Below are 16,556 nucleotides of genomic sequence, written 5' to 3'. Positions count from 1 at the left end.
AGCATGCCTGCGGATAATATGAGGCTTTCGCCCTTTGCAAACAAGAGGCTTGCATAGGCTCGGTCGGTTAAATCGCCGTAAGGTGAAGGGTTTGGGTGCCGCTGCCCGGTCAAAGCTCGCGCAAGACGGGGGCTGCCTTCTGCCCAAGTATGCGCCAGGTGCCGATGAGGCCGATGCCGACGGTCAGGACGAGCGCGGTCACAAGCGTCAGTCCCGCCACGTCGGGCAGAAAGGCCGAGGGCAGACGCATGATGCGGGCGACGATGAACCAGGCGGCGGCGCTGCCAGCGATCAGCGCGAAGATCGCAGTCGCGAGGCCGAGGATCAGATATTCGTAGCTGAAGGCGCGGATCAGCATGGCGCGCGTGGCACCGAGCGTCTTCAGCACCACCGCGTCGTGGGTGCGCGCCCGGTTTCCGGCGGCAAGCGCGCCGGCAAGGACGAGGATCGAGGCGATCAGGGCGACCGAGGCCGCAGCGCGGATTGCGGTCGCCAGCTGTGCGACCAGCTGGTTGACGATATCGATCGCGTCCTTGACGCGCACACTGGTGATCGTCGGATAGGTGTTGGTGACCGATTTCAGGATCGCCGCATCTTCGGCCGGTGTCGAGGAGGGATCGGTCAGCGTCGCCAGCCACGCATGTGGGGCGCCGCGGAAGGTATTCGGCGAGAAAACCATGACGAAATTGATCGACAGCGATTCCCACTCGACGCGGCGCAGATTGGCGATCTTCGCCGTGATGTTGCGGCCGAGCACGTTGACGGTCACCTTATCGCCGATCTTGAGGCCGAGTTCATGCGCCTCTTCCGAGGAGAAGGAGACGAGCGGCTCGCCGCTGTAATCCGTGCCCCACCATTTGCCTTCGGTGAGGGCAGCGTTCTCCGGCAGGGTTTCGGCATAGGTGATGCCGCGATCGCCGTTCAGCACCCAGCGGCCGGCCGCCGGCACGTTCATCTTGGTGACGTCCTCGCCGTTGAAGGCGATGATCCGGCCGCGCAGCATCGGCACTTCGACGAGTTTGCCCTTCGGTGCCTGGCCTTGGACGAGATTGCGGAAGGCGCCGACCTCGGCGCTCTGGATATCGACGAAGAAGAAGTTCGGCGCACCCTCGTTCATGCGGCCGGTCAGCTGCTGGCGCAGGTTCCCGTCGATCAAGGTCAGCGTCACCAGCAATGCCAGGCCAAGGCCGAGCGAGAGCACGACCGAGGGCGTCAGTGCGCCGGGACGATGGATGTTGCCGATCGCAAGCCGCAATGCCGGCGAATTGACGCGTGGGCTGCGGCGCGCGAGCCAGGCGATCAGCGCGGCGACCAGGCGCAGGACGACGAAGGCGAAGACGATCGCGCCGACGAAGACGACGGCGATAAAGCGGTCATAGGCGGTGAGAATGGCAAGCCCGGCAAGGGCGGCCATGAAGAGCGCGGCAAGCAGGATATAGGGCCAGGAGGGCAGGTGGCGGGCCTCGAAGCCTTGCTCGCGGAAGAGTGCGGTCGCCGGCACTTCGCGGGCATGGCCGAGCGGCAGGATGGCGAAGGCGAGCGTCGTCAGGATGCCGAAGAGCGTGGCGAGCAGCAGGGCGCCGGGATAGAGGGTCGGCGCGGTCGAGACCGGCAGGAATTGCGCCAGGAACTGCGCGGCAAGCATCGGCGACAGGGCGCCGATGACGAGGCCGATCAGGATGCCGCCGAGAGCGATGATGGCGATCTGGAAGAGATAGATCAGAACGACGACCTGCGCCGGCGCGCCGAGACATTTGAAGGTGGCGATGGTGGTGCGCTTGGAATCGAGGAAGGCGCGCACCGCATTGGCGACGCCGACGCCGCCGACGATCAGCGCGGTGAGGCCGACCAGCGTCAGGAACTGCGAGAAGCGGGTGATGTTTTCGGTGAGCGAGGGCGCGGCGCGGTCGCTTGTGCGGATCGCCCAGCCGGCGGAGGGGAACTCCTTGGAGGCGCGCGCCTGGATGCCCGACATCGCGCCCTTGTCGTCCAGCCGGATCTTGTAGGCATGCTCGACCAGGCTTCCGGTCTGGATCAGCCCGGAGGCTTGGAGCGCCTGGCGGCTGAGCAGCAGACGCGGCGCAAAGCCGAAACCTTCCGACAGCGCATCCGGCTCGGTTTTCACCGTGCCGGTGATGCTGAGCTTGACGTTGCCGAGCAGCAATTCGTCGCCGACCGCAAGCCCGAGCCGATCGAGAAGCAGTGGCGCTGCGACCGCGCCATAGGTGCCGCCTTGGCCCGAAAGCAGTGCTGCAAGCGGATAGTCCGGCTCGGCCACGAACTTGCCGAAGAGTGGGTAGGCGTCGTCGACGGCCTTGACCTCGACCAGCGCCTGATCGGAACCGTCAGGCTTGCGGGCCATCGAGCGCAGGCCTGTCGACACCGAAACGGTGCCGAGGCCTTCGAGGAAACCGATTTCCTGAGGCGTGGCTTCGCGGTTGTTGAGTTCGAAGCGGACGTCGCCGGCCAGCAGTTCCTGCCCCTGCGAGGCGATCGTGTCGGTGATCGACTGCGACACGGAATTGACGGCGGCAATCGCGCCGGTGCCGAGCGCGATGCAGGCAAGGAAGATGTAGAAGCCGCGGACGCCGCCGCGCAGCTCGCGCAACGCCAGGCGAAAAGCGAGCGAGACGCGTGGGGTGATGATCCTCATGCGATCGCCGCTTCGCTGCGGCGGGCGGCGCTGTCGCCTTCGATCCGGCCGGAGCGGACGCGAATCTGGCGCGAGCATCGGTTTGCGAGCGAGACGTCATGGGTGACGAGAAGCAGGGTCGTGCCACGTTCGGCCTGCTTGGAGAACAGAAGGTCGGCGATCTGGCGGCCTGTCTCGGTGTCGAGATTGCCGGTCGGCTCGTCGGCGATCAGCAGGGCGGGCGAGGGGGCGAGCGCCCTGGCGATCGCCACGCGCTGCTGTTCACCGCCGGAAAGCTGACCGGGATAGTGGTTCAGCCGTTCGCCGAGGCCGACCGATTTCAGCTCGCGATGAGCGATCTCGAAGGCGTTGCCGACATTGGCGAGTTCGAGCGGCACGGCGACGTTTTCCAGCGCCGTCATGTTGGCGATCAGATGGAAGGACTGGAAGACGATGCCGATGTTGCGGCCGCGGAAATCGGCGACCTGGTCCTCGGTGAGGCTGTGGAGCGGCGTGTCATTGATGTTGATCTCGCCGCTATCGAGCTTCTCCAGCCCGGCAAGCACCATCAGCAGGGTGGATTTGCCGGAACCGGAAGGGCCGACGATGCCGACGGATTCGCCGGCCGCGATATCGAGATCGATGCCCTTCAGCACATGGACGGAGGCGGCTGCGCTGCCGAGGGTCAGATCGGCGCCCTTCAACTCGATAATGGTTTTTGCCAACAGAAATCGCCCTATATAAGTCGGTAATCGAATGGCCGCATAACGGCACTTCGCCAATCTAGGGAAGCTGGAATGAGATTTAAAGTTGCCGCCCTTCAATTCACCGTCATCGCCGTCTCGCTGATCCTTGCCACTGCAGCCAATGCCCGGACAATCAACCTCGTCGGTTTTGGGGACAGTTTGATGGCGGGTTATCAGTTGCCGCCCGGCGACGGCTTTCCAGAAAAGCTGCAGGCGGCCCTGAAAGCGAAGGGCCTCGACGTAACCATTGCCAATGCCGGGGTCTCCGGCGACACGACGGCAGGGGGCCTTGCGCGCATCGACTGGTCGGTACCCGACGGCACTGATGGCGTCATTCTCGAGCTTGGCGCCAATGATGCGCTGCGCGGTATCCCGCCGGAACAAAGCGAGAAAAATCTCGATCAGATGATTACCCGGCTAAAGGAGCGTGGCATTGCCGTGCTGCTCGCCGGTATCATAGCGCCGCCGAATATGGGGGCGGATTATGCCGCACGATTCAACCCGATCTACCAGAAACTTTCTGAAAAACATGGGCTTCCCCTCTATGCCTTCTTCCTCGACGGCGTTGCGCTGGAGGCGGGGTTGAAGCTCGACGACGGCATGCATCCAAATGCGAGAGGGATCGACGTCATGGTCGAAAAGATGGAGCCTGCTGTCACAAATTTCGTCGAAACGATTTCTTCTGTGAAGAATTAGGGGCTTGCGCGGTTGTTGATTGCATGATTCCGTGTGAGCACCTGCAAAAGATTCGGGGAGTGCTCGTGATGCCGAGACTGTTTACCGCCCTCGAAATTCCGCGCAATGCGGCGATGAGTCTTTCATTGCTGCGCGGTGGCCTCCCCGGAGCACGATGGATCGATGTGGAAAATTACCACATCACTCTGCGCTTCATCGGTGATGTCGACGGCCGGACGGCCGATGAAATCGTTGAACGCCTCGACCGCATCGACCGGCCGGAATTCCAGTTCCGGCTTGAAGGCATCGGTTCGTTCGGCTCGAAGAAACCGCATTCGGTCTGGGCCGGCGTCTCGCAATCGCCTGAAATGCATGCCCTGCAGGGCGAGATAGAGCGCATCTGCCAGCGCATCGGCCTGCCGCCGGATCCCCGCAAATTCATGCCGCATGTGACGCTGGCGCGGCTCAAATCCTCGCGGCTCGACGATGTCGTGCAATATCTGGCCGGACGCGGCAACTTCCACACCGCAACCTTCACCGCACCGCGCTTCGTGCTGCTTTCGTCACGCGAATCGGTCGGCGGCGGGCCTTACCTCACCGAGGAAGTGTTCCCGCTTCACGAGGTGCGCTCGGCGCCCAGCGTTTCGAGCAGCCTGCAGCAGCCGGTCAAGAGCCTGGTGTAGACCAGCTCGAAACCATCAGGGCCGCCATAATAGGGATCGGGAATATCCTCTCCCGTTCCCAGCGCAGCATCACCGAAAAGGTGGATATTCGCCCCATGCGGCGCGCTCTTTTCGAGCGCCGCTAAGTTGTCGCGGTCCATGGTAAGGATCAGATCGAAATCCCCGAAATCTCCCGGGCGGACGCGCCGGGCGCGCTGTCCCGATATGTCGATTCCGTGGCTTTTCGCGGCGGCGATCGAACGCCGGTCTGGCGGCTCGCCCTCATGCCAGCCGCCGGTGCCGGCGGAATCGATCGTAAAATCGCCGGTCAAGCCTGCCTCGGCGACGAGATGGCCAAAAATTCCCTCCGCGAGCGGAGAACGGCATATATTGCCCATGCAAACGAAGAGGATGCTGATGCGTTTCATCGGTAACCTGTCGACAGAGAAGAGGAGCATGGCATGAAACGGGAAAGACTGGAACGGGCGGCGGCCGAGGCGGAACTGGCCGAGCTTGCAGGCTGGGCGCTCAATGATGCGGGCTCTTCGATATCGAAGACGTTCAAGTTCGCAAATTTCATCGAGGCTTTCGGCTTCATGACGCAGGCAGCGCTCGCGGCCGAGAAGCTCAACCACCATCCCGAATGGTTCAATGTCTATTCCAAGGTGGATGTGACGCTGAACACGCATGATGCCGGCGGGCTGACGGAGCTGGATTTCAAGCTCGCCAGAGCCATGGAGAAGGCTGCGGCGCGCCGTATGGATTGAAAGCCGGGCCGATTGAAAGGGGCCGATTGAAAGACTGGGCGCCATCACCATATGTTCGCTTGGACGAAAGGGATGCAGGGATGGACGAGGTCAAATTCGGGGAAATCCTGTTGCCGGGCGACGAGGACACCCAGAGCCGGCGCGAGAAAACCGTAAGGCAGAAATTCTGGCCGACTTTCCGGCGGGCGGTGCGGCAGATCCCGTTCTCGCGCGATGTCGTTGCCGGTTTCTATTGCGCGCTCGATCCGCAGACGCCGACGAAGGTGCGCGGCGTGCTGCTTGCAGCACTCGCCTATTTCGTCATGCCGGTCGACATGATCCCGGACATTTTCGCCGTCATCGGCTTTTCCGACGACATCGCCGTGCTCTCGGCGGCCTTTGCCATGGTGCGCGGCCACATCCGGCCGGGCCACTACGAAGCGGCCGACCGCGTTCTCGCCGATCGGCCGGAAGAAGCAATGAAGACGATCTAAAGCGCGTCCGCTGCACACTTTTGGGCGACATGCGTCAGGCGATTTCGCGTTCCAGCACCTTGCGGAGCTTGCCGAAGGCAAGCCGGATACGTGACTTCACCGTGCCGAGCGGCAGACCGGTCGCTTCGGCGATCTCCGAATGCGATTGACCGAGGAAGAAGGCGGCGCGCAGCATGTCGCGCTGTTCCTCCGGCAATTGGCCGACGGCGGCGCGTATCTTGGCGTCGCGATCGTCATTGGCGATGATTTCTTCCGCGCCGATATCGGCCGGCGGCTGTAGGGCCGGATCAGTCTCATCGAAGATGCGGGTATTGGCGCGGCGCTGGATGTCGATGCGGCGGTTGCGGGCAATACGGAAAAGCCAGGTCGAGAGGGAAGATCGCGTGGCATCGTAGAGCTCTGCCTTGTGCCAGAGCACGATCATGATCTCCTGGACCAGTTCCTCAGCCTCGCCTGATGTCATCCTCTGGCGCATCAGCCAGGCCTTCAGGCGGGGTGCGAAATAGTCGAACAGGATGGAGAAAGCCTGCTGGTCGCGATCGTCCGCGACGGCCTTCGCGAGGGCAGCGAAACGCTGTCTTTCCTCGGCATCCATATCTCCTCACCAGCCCCCTGCGACAATAATTTCGTCCCGGATTTCCAAGTCTTACTGAGGTACAACGGATTTGGGAAAGGTCAAACTCTTGCCTGAATCTTTGTGTCTTAAATTCAGCCGAACGGAGGGCCAGTGCCATTGGGGCACGGTGTCGCGGCCGATACCGTCAAAGGGACGAAAATTGACACCCGAGCTGAAATGACACAGGCAGATACAAATCGCAGCTATTGTTGACCATTTGGTAACCTGAATTAAGTCAAAATAAAGCAGATCGTGATTATGCGGCGCCCGCTATGATCGCTTCGGGCCTTGAATCGCAAGAACCGGCAGGAATCCATGTTTGTAAAAAGTATCGTATCCGCTCTCGCACTCACCCTTGTTATGGCCGGAGTTGCGACAGCGCAGCAGGCCGCGCCGAACCGCATCCAGCAGTTCCAGGCATGGGGCGCCTACTCCTACAAGTCGGGCAACAGCACCGTCTGCTACGTGCTGTCCGTTCCGACGGCAAAGCAGCCGGCAAGCGTCGACCATGGCGACAATTTCTTCATCGTCTCCCAGCGTCCGGGCCAGAACATCTCCTACGAACCGCAGGCGATGATGGGCTACACGGTCAAGGAAAATTCGAAGATCAACGTCGTCATCGACAGCAAGACCTTTGTGATGTTCACCAAGGACAAGGCCGGCTGGGTCGAGAACGCGGCGCAGGAGCCGGCCCTCGTCGCCGCGATGAAGACCGGTCATTCGATGACGGTCAATGCCGTTTCGCGCAAGGGCACCGGCACCTCCTACAGCTATTCGCTCTCGGGTATCTCGGCTGCGCTGAAGCAGATCGAAACCTGCAAGTAAGCGGTCCTTTAGGCCGAAGAATTTCATGGGCCGGCCTTGCGCCGGCCCATGCCGTTTCCATCTATGGTGACGCGCGGGCAAAATGATGCTAAAGCCGGCGCCAACAGCGGACAGATCGCGATTTCAGTCGCCGTTCCGCCATTCAACTTCTGCCGATGTGCTGTCATGCGCCCGCAGGTCTTCCGGCTCACCGCTGAAGTCCACGGGGTTGCGAGGAGCAGCCACATGTTTGAATTCGGGATGAATGCCTATGTCCGTCATGGATGCGATAGATGTGACCAAGCCGCTGATGCGCGCGCCATCCGGCGCCGAGAAGCCGTCGTTGATCGGCATGTCGCGCGAGGAGATGGGGGCGGCACTCCGCGAAAAGGGTGTGGCTGAGAAGCAGATCAAGATGCGCGTCTCGCAGCTCTGGAACTGGATCTATGTGCGCGGGGTCTCCGACTTCGACCATATGACGAATGTTGCCAAGGACATGCGGGAGATGCTGAAGCAGCATTTCACCATCGAACGTCCCGAGATCGTCGAGGAGCAGGTCTCCAACGACGGCACGCGCAAGTGGCTGCTGCGCTTTCCCCCGCGCGGCGCCGGGCGTCCCGTCGAGATCGAGGCCGTCTACATTCCGGAAGAGGGCCGCGGCACGCTGTGTATCTCGAGCCAGGTCGGCTGCACGCTCAACTGTTCCTTCTGTCATACCGGGACACAGCGTCTGGTGCGCAACCTGACTGCGGAGGAAATTCTTTCGCAGTTGCTGCTTGCCCGCGACCGGCTTGGGGACTTCCCGGACCGTGAAGCGCCGCAGGGTACGATCATGCCTGCCGAGGGCCGCAAGGTCAGCAACATCGTCATGATGGGCATGGGTGAGCCGCTTTATAACTTCGATGCCGTCAAGCAGGCATTGCTGATCGCAACGGATGGTGACGGCCTGTCACTGTCTAGGCGCCGCGTGACGCTTTCCACTTCTGGCGTCGTGCCGGAGATCTTCCGCACTGGCGAGGAAATCGGCGTCATGCTGGCGATTTCGCTGCATGCGGTGCGTGACGATCTGCGCGACCTTCTGGTGCCGATCAACAAGAAGTATCCGCTGAAGGAGCTGATCGAGGCCTGCCGGTCCTATCCTGGTCTTTCGAACGCGCGGCGCATCACCTTCGAATATGTGATGCTGAAGGATGTCAACGACAGCCTGGAAGACGCCAAGGGGCTGATCAAGCTCCTGAAGGGCGTGCCGGCGAAGATCAACCTCATTCCGTTCAACCCCTGGCCCGGCACCAATTATCAGTGTTCCGACTGGGAGCAGATCGAGAAGTTCGCCGATTTCATCAATTCGGCAGGTTATGCTTCGCCGATCCGCACGCCGCGCGGCCGCGACATTCTTGCCGCCTGCGGCCAGCTGAAATCGGAATCCGAACGCATGCGCAAGACCGAGCGGCTCGCCTTCGAGGCGATGATGATCGCCAATCACGGCGCCGACGACTGATCAGCAAGTTTGATCCTCGCTACAATTCTCCGCGATTGATTTCAGGGGGCGCTTTTCCTAAAAGTGCCCCCAAAATCATTCAGGAGGATCCCCATGCGCCCGATTTTGCTCGCTCTTGCCGCCAGTTTGGCCCTTTCCCTGCCCGCAAAGGCCGATGACGTCACCGTTGCCGTGACGGCGATCGTCGAACATCCGGCGCTGGATGCGGCGCGCAAGGGTGTTCTCGATGCGCTGACGGCTGCGGGCTACAAGGAAGGCGAGAACCTGAAATTCGTGTTCGAATCGGCGCAGGGCAATCCGGCGACGGCGGCCCAGATCGCCCGCCAGTTCGCCGGCGACGAGCCCAATGTCATCGTGCCGATCTCGACGCCCTCGGCCCAGGCCGTCGTTTCCTCGACGCGTGACATTCCCGTCGTCTTCACGGCCGTGTCCGATCCGCTTGGCGCCCAGCTCGTCAAGAACATGGACAAGCCCGGCGGCAACGTCACCGGCCTCTCCGATATGTCGCCGGTCGCCGAGCACTTGGCGCTGATCAAGGAAATCCTGCCTGATGTGAAAACCATCGGCTATCTCTACAATTCCGGCGAGGCGAATTCCGTTTCGCTGCTCGCCGTGCTGAGGGCCGAAGCCGAAAAGGCTGGCCTGAAGGTAGTCGAATCGGCCGCCACCAAATCGGCCGAGGTCCAGGGAGCTGCACGCGCACTCGTCGGCCGCGCCGATGCGATCTACATTCCGACCGACAACACGATCATTTCCGCGCTTGAAGGCGCTGTCGCGGTTGCCGAGGAGAGCAAGCTGCCGCTCTTTACCGCCGATACGGATTCGGTTTCGCGCGGCTCGATCGCCGCCCTCGGCTTCAACTATTATGATGTCGGCAAGCAGACCGGCGACATTGTCGTTCGTGTGCTGAAGGGCGAGAACCCGGGCGACATCGCCGTCAAGACTGCCGCCGGCAGCGATCTCGTCGTCAACAAGGCGGCGGCCGAGAAGATGGGGGTCACCCTGCCGCAGAGCGTGCTTTCCCGCGCTACCAAAGTCATCGAATAAACAAGGCGACTGCCGTCGCTGATCGAGTTTGCAGCCGCTCCCGTTCCACACGGGAGCGGCTGATGGTATTAAAAGCCTGATGTTTCGCGCAAGGCGCGGAGCGGAAACGGACAGAAGAGGGGCGGAAGCCTTGAGCCAAATCGCATTCTGGGGGGCCGTCGAACTCGGACTGGTCTATTCCTTCGTCGCCCTTGGGGTCTATCTCGCCTTCCGTGTTCTGGATTTCCCCGACCTGACGGTCGATGGCTCCTTTCCGCTTGGCGCGGCGGTGACGGCCGTGCTGATTATTGCCGGCGTCAATGCTTGGCTTGCAGCGCTGATCGCTATGGCGGCCGGTGCCGCCGCAGGCATGGTGACGGCGCTGCTCAACGTGCGCTTCAAGATCCTCAATTTGCTCGCCTCGATCCTGACGATGATCGCACTGTTTTCCGTCAATCTGCGCGTGATGGGCAAACCCAATGTCGCGCTCATCAATGCCGACACGATGATCAGCCCGTTCTTCGGCCATGGCCTTCGCGATTTCTACGTGCGGCCACTCTTCGTCGGTGTTCTCGTCGTCATCGCGCTCATCCTGGTCTGGCGTTTCCTGGAAAGCGATGCCGGGCTGGCAATGCGGGCGACCGGCGCCAATGCAAGGATGGCGCGGGCGCAGGGCGTCGATACCAGCCGGCAGATCTATCTCGGCATGGCGATCTCCAATGCGCTGGTGGCGCTCGGCGGCGCGCTGTTTGCCCAGACGAACGGCTTTGCCGACGTCACCTCAGGCGTCGGCACGATCGTCGTCGGTCTCGCTGCCGTCATCATCGGCGAGACGCTGCTCGGGCGCCGCGGTCTGCTGATCGCGCTTGTTGGATGCGTGCTCGGCTCGATCCTTTATCGCATCGCGATCCAGCTGGCGCTTTCGAGCGACGTCATCGGCCTGCAGGCGTCCGATCTCAATTTCGTGACGGCCGTGCTGGTGACCGTGGCGCTCATCCTTCCCCGTTTGCGTGGAGGTGCCGCGTCGTGATCAACCTCAAGAACATCAAGGTCGTTTTCGGGCGCGGTACGCCGCTGCAGAAGCAGGCGCTTTCGGGTGTCAGCCTGACGATCGAGGAAGGCTCCTTCGTTACCGTCATCGGCTCGAACGGCGCCGGCAAATCGACGCTGCTCGGCGTGCTCGCCGGCGATGTGCTGGCGAGCGAAGGGCAGGTGCTGATCGGCAATGCCGACGTCACACGCAAGACGACGGCGGCGCGCGCCGGGCTCGTCGCCCGTGTCTTTCAGGACCCGCTGACCGGAAGCTGCGGTGCGCTGTCGATCGAGGAGAACCTGGCGCTTGCGGCGCGACGCGGCGAGCGGCGCGGACTTGTTTCGGCGCTTGGCGCAAAACGGCGCGACCATTTTCGCGCGAGGATCGCCGAGCTCAATCTCGGGCTGGAGAACCGCATGAAGGACCGCATGGACCTGCTTTCCGGCGGCCAGCGCCAAGCGGTCTCGCTCGTCATGGCGACGCTGGCCGGCTCGGAGGTGCTGCTGCTCGACGAACATACGGCGGCGCTTGACCCCGGCATGGCAGAATTCATCATGGGCCTGACCCAGAAAATCGTTTCCGAGCGCAAGCTGACGACGCTGATGGTGACGCATTCGATGCGCCAGGCGCTCGATTATGGCCACCGAACGGTGATGCTGCATGGCGGCGAGATCGTGCTCGATGTCGCCGGCGACAGCCGCAAGACATTGCAGGTCGAGGATCTGATCGCAATGTTCCGCAAGATGCGCGGCCAGACGCTGGATGACGATGCGTTGCTGATCGGTTAGCGGACAGCTGATCGTTTCACGACTCCTCAGAGGCCAGGGGGACCGTCATCAAGAGCAGACTTCCACCAGAACGCGATGGCCGTACTGGTTGAGCCATTCCGGCTGGCACTGTTGCGGGTCATAGTCGTCATCGCCGAAGAACAGACGATTTCTATCATGGAAGGCGAAACGGCCGTCGCGGTGTCCGCCAAAATGGCCGGCTCCGCCGAAATAATGCGCTCCGAAGCCGCGATCGGCGAAATTGCCGCCGCCCATATTCGCACCACCGCCGAAGTGGCCGCCGTCACGCGAGAAGCCGCCACCGCCATGGCCTCCGCCGCCGTGAGCTAAGGCAGGTGTTGTCGCTGTAAGGGACGTGGCGGCAAACGTCAGCGCAACAACTCCTGCCGTTATGATATTGCGGAACCTAATCATGGACTTATCATTTCAAGGTAGCTCTTCGTGAGCCGTAAAGGATATGTGGGCAGCGAAGGTGGCGTGGCCTAGCCACAATTGCCGACTTACGATCATATGTTGATCACAAGTAATCGCGCGAAAGGCATGGAATAATTTTGGAAGACGACGAAATTCGCGGTCACCGCCTGCTCCGGCGTGGCGTCCCGCGAATGTTGTGTCGTTGGCGGCGGCGGATCGTTTCACGACCGCGAGCGGATCGATCAACCGACCGCGGGCGGATTGCTGCGCAACCGCGGGATTGCTGCGCAACTGCGGCTATCTCGCCTGGGTGAGCAGGATCTTTGCGGCGAAGACCGAGAAGACGCCGGCGAAGGTGTAGTCCATGCCGCGCAGCACTTTCTTGTTGTTCTGCAGCCATGAGGCCAGCCAGTCGGCGGCAAAGACGACACTGGCATTGACCGGCATGCCGATCAGGATGAAGCAGAAGCCGAAAAAGAGCAGCTTGTGGGTGACGGCTGGATCGCCGGCGCTGACGAATTGCGGCAGGAAGGTCATGAAGAAGATGATGACCTTGGGGTTCAGAAGATTGACCCAGAAGCCTGACGAGATGTTCGAAAGGGCGGTGCCCTTCTGCTCCTCGACCTTGGCGACGGTGAGCTTCGAGCCGAAACGGATCGCCTGTACCGCCAGCCAGAGCAGATAGGCGGCACCCCCGGTCTTCAGGATCAGGAAGGCGGTCGGCGAGGCGGTGATCAGCGCCGAAATGCCGAAAGCGACCAGCATGGTGTGGACGACGATGCCGAGGCTGGTGCCGACGACAACGAAGAGCGCCGCCTTCTTGCCCTGGGCCAGCGCACGGCTGATCGACAGCGTCATATCGGGGCCTGGGGTTGCCGCAAGCAGCAGCGTCGCGGCGGCAAAGGCGAGAAGGGTCGGCAGGCTGGGCAGGAAATCCATGACACACTCTGAAGCCGGGAAAGGATCTGCGGATCTCTTACCCGGCTTTCAGAAAATTACCAATCAAACTTCCAGATTCGAATGATCTTAGGCCTGATCGGCCTAAAACAATTCGAATCCAAGTCAAAGAAGTAGAGCATGATGTCATCCGAAAACCGCGCACACTTTTCGGCATCATGCTCTGGCGCCGATTACTTCTGTTCGAGGAAGGCCTTGAACTTGTCGGCATAATCCTTGTGCCAGCGTGACAGCGGCGGGCGGTTCTCGATGATATCGCCGGCCGCCCAGGCCATGCGGCGTTCGTCGACCGGACGCGCCACATCATTGTCGGGGCAGAGAATATAGAAATCGCCGCGTTCCAGGCTCTCGACCATGAAATCGACGGTCTGTTCCGGCGTCCAGGCGGCAGCCGGTTTTTCCGCGCTGTCGCCCTTGGTGAGGCCGGTGAAGACGAAGCCGGGGATCAGAAGATGGGCGGAGATCTTTCCGCCTTCGGTGTTGCGAAGCTCATGCTGCAAGGCTTCGGTGAAGACTTTCACGCCTGATTTGGAGATGTTGTAGGCGGGGTTGCCGGGCGGCGTGGTGATGCCCTGCTTGGAGCCGGTGTTGATGATCAGGCCGGGCTCGCCATGCGACAGCATCTTCGGGCCGAAGGTGCGCGTGCCGTTGATCACGCCCATCAGGTTGACGGCGAAGATATTGTCCCAGTTCGCCTGCGGGCTGAAGATCGATGTTTCCGGGCCGATGCCGGCATTGTTCATCAGCACGTGCACACGGCCGAAACGCTGGAGCACGGCGCGCTCGAGCGCTTCCAGCGATTCTCTGCTGGCGACGTCGGTCTCGACCGCCATCACATTTTCCTCGCCGGCGATGGCCTTGAGTTCGTTGGCGGCGTCGGCCAGCCGATCGCCGCCGAGATCGGCGATGGCGACGCTCATGCCGCGTCCGGCGAAATATTTCGCCGCGGCAAGGCCGATGCCGGAGGCGCCGCCGGTGATGACGGCAACATTCGATTTCTTGAAAATGTCCTGAATATTCGTCACGGGACTGGCCTCTCTTCGGAGCATTGTTCGGACGCTGCCGAATATGGTAGTTTCGCAGTGCAAGCCAAACCTGCGAGGTACCCGCGCGTGGCCAAGGTCGTGTCCATCAGAATCGATGACCACATGGAGGAATTTATCGGCAATCAACTCGATCAGGGAGCCTATGGCTCCGCAGACGAGGTGATCGACGCCGGCTTGAGGCTTCTGCAGCGCGAGGCAGAGCTTGCGGCAATCGAGGCAGCCATTATCGAAGGTGAGAAATCTGGCAAACCACGGCCTTTTGATTTTGATGCTTTTATCGAGGGAAAGCGAGCGCGACGCGGCCGCCAATGAAAGCGCTTGTTCTCTCGCCAGCCGCTGTCGATGATATCGACAGGATTTATGACTATACCGAAGAGAAATGGGGCCAAGGTCAAGCGGAGGACTATATCGTTGCGCTCCGGGGTTACTGCGAGGCGCTTGCAGCACAGACAAAGCATGGCCGCAAAATCATTGGATTGAGGAGCGGCTACACCGCCCTGGCGTTTCGCTCGCATTTCGTCATTTACGCTGAGACCGAAAAAGTGTTGACGGTTATTCGCATCCTGCATCGGCGCATGAATATCGCGGCTCATCTCTAAACTGGGCTTGTGCGGTCCGGCTTGCCCTTGCGTCACGCGCCAATCTCGCTAAAAGTGCCGCGACACCGGGTTTTGCCGGCCTTTTATGCAACGGACCTCATCATCATGGCATCATACAAAGACGTGAAGAAAGTCGTTCTCGCCTATTCCGGCGGCCTCGACACCTCGATCATCCTGAAGTGGCTGCAGACGGAGCTCGGCGCCGAAGTCGTCACCTTCACCGCCGATCTCGGCCAGGGCGAAGAGCTGGAGCCGGCGCGCAAGAAGGCCGAAATGCTCGGCATCAAGGAGATCTATATCGAGGATGTGCGCGAGGAATTCGTGCGCGATTTCGTCTTCCCGATGTTCCGTGCCAATGCCGTCTACGAGGGCGTCTACCTGCTCGGCACCTCGATTGCCCGTCCGTTGATTTCCAAGCATCTGATCGACATCGCCCGCAAGACGGGTGCTGATGCGATCGCCCACGGCGCGACCGGCAAGGGCAACGACCAAGTCCGTTTCGAACTGTCCGCCTATGCCCTGAACCCCGACATCAAGATCATCGCGCCTTGGCGCGACTGGGCGTTCAAGAGCCGCACCGATCTGCTGGCCTTTGCCGAACAGCATCAGATCCCGGTTGCCAAGGACAAGATGGGCGAGGCGCCATTCTCTGTCGATGCCAACCTTCTGCATTCCTCTTCCGAAGGCAAGGTTCTCGAAGACCCCTCCCAGGAGGCGCCTGAATATGTGCATATGCGCACCATTTCGCCTGAGGCTGCACCCGACAAGGCAACGACCATCAAGGTCGGCTTCGAAAAGGGTGATGCGGTTTCGATCAACGGCGTGCGCATGAGCCCGGCAACACTGCTCGCGACACTCAACAATTACGGCCGCGACAACGGTATCGGCCGTCTCGACCTCGTCGAGAACCGCTTCGTCGGCATGAAGTCGCGCGGCGTCTACGAGACACCAGGCGGCACGATCCTGCTTACGGCGCATCGCGCCATCGAATCGATCACGCTTGACCGCGGTGCTGCCCATCTCAAGGACGACATCATGCCGCGTTACGCCGAGCTGATCTATTACGGCTTCTGGTTCTCGCCGGAGCGCGAGATGCTGCAGGCGCTGATCGACAAGAGCCAGGAGCATGTCGAAGGCGAAGTGACGCTGAAGCTCTACAAGGGCAATGTCATGGTCATCGGCCGCGAAAGCGAAAAGTCGCTCTATTCCGACAAGCTCGTCACCTTCGAGGACGATCAGGGCGCCTACGACCAGAAGGATGCGGCCGGCTTCATCAAGCTCAATGCGCTGCGCCTGCGCACGCTCGCCAAGCGCAACCTCGTGAAATAATCACGGTTCGCCTTCGAACCGGATGTGAGCCCGCCGGCATTGCCGCGCGGGCTTTTTCGTGGAGTGAGGTAGCAAACGCCACCAAACTCTAGAGCGTTCTGGATGGCCGGATTGCAACAACAACGGACGTCGGCTCGGCTTGGATAGACGACCGCTACGGGGCCCGATAGCCGACCGTCCGCGGCGAGGACGCCCGACACAAAAAACGGACATTAGAGTTCTTGCCGCCAAGGTCAGGGTTTGGCCCAAATCGGACGGCGTTTTATAAATTATGAAGGCCCGCAATGACATAACGGGAGGCAAGTTCGAATATCGCGAAACTTGCGGAAATGGACTTGGTCTAAAGCTAGGTTAGTGCCCGTCCACAAACGGTAAACCACTGAAATTATTGGAGGAATAGCGATATTGCGACGGGCAAAGCCCGGCGGTTTCAGGTATACTTTAGATCAAGCCATTGATTCTAAAGACAAACCCGCAACCGCCGGAGCCGA

19 protein-coding genes are annotated in these 16,556 nt (G+C 61.1%); 13 read left to right on the top strand and 6 right to left on the bottom strand.

Annotated features, from left to right (window positions below):
- Nucleotides 1–109: 109 nt before the first annotated feature.
- Both BA011_RS18660 and BA011_RS18655 read right to left on the bottom strand, forming a co-directional pair.
- The gene (locus BA011_RS18660; RefSeq protein WP_065281547.1) at nt 110–2,653 is read right to left on the bottom strand and encodes an ABC transporter permease; all 2,544 of its coding nucleotides are present in this window, start codon (nt 2,651–2,653) and stop codon (nt 110–112) included.
- Complete coding sequence (locus BA011_RS18655) at nt 2,650–3,357, bottom strand: ABC transporter ATP-binding protein (protein WP_065281546.1); 708 nt, start codon at nt 3,355–3,357, stop codon at nt 2,650–2,652. Before BA011_RS18655 ends, BA011_RS18660 begins: the two co-directional genes overlap by 4 nt.
- A 72-nt stretch (nt 3,358–3,429) precedes the next feature.
- Between BA011_RS18655 and BA011_RS18650 the strand changes: the two genes are divergently transcribed.
- On the top strand, nt 3,430–4,074 hold the full coding sequence (locus BA011_RS18650; protein ID WP_065281545.1) for an arylesterase: 645 nt from the start codon (nt 3,430–3,432) through the stop codon (nt 4,072–4,074).
- Between the two features lie 68 nt (nt 4,075–4,142).
- A complete protein-coding gene (gene thpR, locus BA011_RS18645) occupies nt 4,143–4,736 on the top strand; it encodes an RNA 2',3'-cyclic phosphodiesterase (protein ID WP_065281544.1) in 594 nt (197 codons plus the stop codon).
- Here thpR and BA011_RS18640 read toward each other — a convergent pair.
- Nucleotides 4,670–5,143, bottom strand: coding sequence for a low molecular weight protein-tyrosine-phosphatase (locus BA011_RS18640; protein WP_065281543.1), 474 nt, complete (start codon nt 5,141–5,143; stop codon nt 4,670–4,672). The two genes, thpR and BA011_RS18640, sit on opposite strands and share 67 nt — an antisense overlap.
- A 33-nt stretch (nt 5,144–5,176) precedes the next feature.
- Between BA011_RS18640 and BA011_RS18635 the strand changes: the two genes are divergently transcribed.
- A complete protein-coding gene (locus tag BA011_RS18635; RefSeq protein WP_065281542.1) occupies nt 5,177–5,482 on the top strand; it encodes a 4a-hydroxytetrahydrobiopterin dehydratase in 306 nt (101 codons plus the stop codon).
- Nucleotides 5,483–5,562: 80 nt separating this feature from the next.
- On the top strand, nt 5,563–5,955 hold the full coding sequence (locus BA011_RS18630) for a YkvA family protein (RefSeq protein ID WP_003543641.1): 393 nt from the start codon (nt 5,563–5,565) through the stop codon (nt 5,953–5,955).
- Nucleotides 5,956–5,989: 34 nt separating this feature from the next.
- On the opposite strand, the gene BA011_RS18625 is transcribed toward BA011_RS18630, so the two are convergent.
- Nucleotides 5,990–6,550, bottom strand: coding sequence for a sigma-70 family RNA polymerase sigma factor (locus tag BA011_RS18625; protein ID WP_065281541.1), 561 nt, complete (start codon nt 6,548–6,550; stop codon nt 5,990–5,992).
- Between the two features lie 336 nt (nt 6,551–6,886).
- On the opposite strand from BA011_RS18625, the gene BA011_RS18620 reads away from it, so the two are divergent.
- The 6 genes from BA011_RS18620 to BA011_RS46550 all read left to right on the top strand — a co-directional run bounded on the left by BA011_RS18620 (nt 6,887) and on the right by BA011_RS46550 (nt 12,050).
- On the top strand, nt 6,887–7,396 hold the full coding sequence (locus tag BA011_RS18620; RefSeq protein WP_065281540.1) for an invasion associated locus B family protein: 510 nt from the start codon (nt 6,887–6,889) through the stop codon (nt 7,394–7,396).
- Nucleotides 7,397–7,646: 250 nt separating this feature from the next.
- Nucleotides 7,647–8,873 (top strand): 23S rRNA (adenine(2503)-C(2))-methyltransferase RlmN, encoded by a 1,227-nt coding sequence (gene rlmN, locus BA011_RS18615; protein WP_065281539.1) that lies wholly within the window; start codon nt 7,647–7,649, stop codon nt 8,871–8,873.
- A gap of 93 nt (nt 8,874–8,966) precedes the next feature.
- Complete coding sequence (locus tag BA011_RS18610; RefSeq protein WP_065281538.1) at nt 8,967–9,920, top strand: ABC transporter substrate-binding protein; 954 nt, start codon at nt 8,967–8,969, stop codon at nt 9,918–9,920.
- Nucleotides 9,921–10,050: 130 nt separating this feature from the next.
- Complete coding sequence (locus BA011_RS18605) at nt 10,051–10,929, top strand: ABC transporter permease (RefSeq protein WP_017989717.1); 879 nt, start codon at nt 10,051–10,053, stop codon at nt 10,927–10,929.
- The gene (locus tag BA011_RS18600) at nt 10,926–11,720 is read left to right on the top strand and encodes an ABC transporter ATP-binding protein (protein WP_018072069.1); all 795 of its coding nucleotides are present in this window, start codon (nt 10,926–10,928) and stop codon (nt 11,718–11,720) included. The genes BA011_RS18605 and BA011_RS18600 overlap by 4 nt, the downstream gene beginning before the upstream one ends.
- Nucleotides 11,721–11,795: 75 nt before the next feature.
- Nucleotides 11,796–12,050, top strand: coding sequence for a hypothetical protein (locus BA011_RS46550; RefSeq protein WP_065281537.1), 255 nt, complete (start codon nt 11,796–11,798; stop codon nt 12,048–12,050).
- A gap of 381 nt (nt 12,051–12,431) precedes the next feature.
- On the opposite strand, the gene BA011_RS18590 is transcribed toward BA011_RS46550, so the two are convergent.
- Nucleotides 12,432–13,073: a LysE family translocator gene (locus BA011_RS18590; protein WP_065281536.1), complete on the bottom strand. Its 642-nt coding sequence runs from the start codon at nt 13,071–13,073 to the stop codon at nt 12,432–12,434.
- 191 nt (nt 13,074–13,264) lie between these two features.
- A complete protein-coding gene (locus BA011_RS18585; RefSeq protein WP_065281535.1) occupies nt 13,265–14,116 on the bottom strand; it encodes an SDR family NAD(P)-dependent oxidoreductase in 852 nt (283 codons plus the stop codon).
- Nucleotides 14,117–14,203: 87 nt separating this feature from the next.
- On the opposite strand from BA011_RS18585, the gene BA011_RS18580 reads away from it, so the two are divergent.
- The 3 genes from BA011_RS18580 (at nt 14,204) to BA011_RS18570 (ending at nt 16,065) form a co-directional block, all read left to right on the top strand.
- Nucleotides 14,204–14,449, top strand: coding sequence for a type II toxin-antitoxin system ParD family antitoxin (locus tag BA011_RS18580; protein WP_020052017.1), 246 nt, complete (start codon nt 14,204–14,206; stop codon nt 14,447–14,449).
- Nucleotides 14,446–14,736, top strand: coding sequence for a type II toxin-antitoxin system RelE/ParE family toxin (locus BA011_RS18575; RefSeq protein ID WP_065281534.1), 291 nt, complete (start codon nt 14,446–14,448; stop codon nt 14,734–14,736). Before BA011_RS18580 ends, BA011_RS18575 begins: the two co-directional genes overlap by 4 nt.
- A 105-nt stretch (nt 14,737–14,841) precedes the next feature.
- The gene (locus BA011_RS18570; RefSeq protein ID WP_065282593.1) at nt 14,842–16,065 is read left to right on the top strand and encodes an argininosuccinate synthase; all 1,224 of its coding nucleotides are present in this window, start codon (nt 14,842–14,844) and stop codon (nt 16,063–16,065) included.
- Nucleotides 16,066–16,556 lie beyond the last annotated feature (491 nt).

The sequence above is a fragment of the Rhizobium leguminosarum genome (assembly GCF_001679785.1).
Taxonomy (GTDB): domain Bacteria; phylum Pseudomonadota; class Alphaproteobacteria; order Rhizobiales; family Rhizobiaceae; genus Rhizobium; species Rhizobium leguminosarum_R.
This window is presented reverse-complemented; position numbering and strand designations above follow the sequence as displayed.

What these genes read in the sequence shown, in the direction of transcription:
- BA011_RS18660 (WP_065281547.1), bottom strand. Translation starts at nt 2,653, where the DNA reads ATGAGGATCATCACCCCACGCGTCTCGCTCGCTTTTCGCCTGGCGTTG.
- BA011_RS18650 (WP_065281545.1), top strand. Translation starts at nt 3,430, where the DNA reads ATGAGATTTAAAGTTGCCGCCCTTCAATTCACCGTCATCGCCGTCTCG.
- thpR (WP_065281544.1), top strand. Translation starts at nt 4,143, where the DNA reads ATGCCGAGACTGTTTACCGCCCTCGAAATTCCGCGCAATGCGGCGATG.
- BA011_RS18640 (WP_065281543.1), bottom strand. Translation starts at nt 5,143, where the DNA reads ATGAAACGCATCAGCATCCTCTTCGTTTGCATGGGCAATATATGCCGT.
- BA011_RS18635 (WP_065281542.1), top strand. Translation starts at nt 5,177, where the DNA reads ATGAAACGGGAAAGACTGGAACGGGCGGCGGCCGAGGCGGAACTGGCC.
- BA011_RS18630 (WP_003543641.1), top strand. Translation starts at nt 5,563, where the DNA reads ATGGACGAGGTCAAATTCGGGGAAATCCTGTTGCCGGGCGACGAGGAC.
- BA011_RS18625 (WP_065281541.1), bottom strand. Translation starts at nt 6,550, where the DNA reads ATGGATGCCGAGGAAAGACAGCGTTTCGCTGCCCTCGCGAAGGCCGTC.
- BA011_RS18620 (WP_065281540.1), top strand. Translation starts at nt 6,887, where the DNA reads ATGTTTGTAAAAAGTATCGTATCCGCTCTCGCACTCACCCTTGTTATG.
- rlmN (WP_065281539.1), top strand. Translation starts at nt 7,647, where the DNA reads ATGTCCGTCATGGATGCGATAGATGTGACCAAGCCGCTGATGCGCGCG.
- BA011_RS18610 (WP_065281538.1), top strand. Translation starts at nt 8,967, where the DNA reads ATGCGCCCGATTTTGCTCGCTCTTGCCGCCAGTTTGGCCCTTTCCCTG.
- BA011_RS46550 (WP_065281537.1), top strand. Translation starts at nt 11,796, where the DNA reads ATGGCCGTACTGGTTGAGCCATTCCGGCTGGCACTGTTGCGGGTCATA.
- BA011_RS18590 (WP_065281536.1), bottom strand. Translation starts at nt 13,073, where the DNA reads ATGGATTTCCTGCCCAGCCTGCCGACCCTTCTCGCCTTTGCCGCCGCG.
- BA011_RS18575 (WP_065281534.1), top strand. Translation starts at nt 14,446, where the DNA reads ATGAAAGCGCTTGTTCTCTCGCCAGCCGCTGTCGATGATATCGACAGG.
- BA011_RS18570 (WP_065282593.1), top strand. Translation starts at nt 14,842, where the DNA reads ATGGCATCATACAAAGACGTGAAGAAAGTCGTTCTCGCCTATTCCGGC.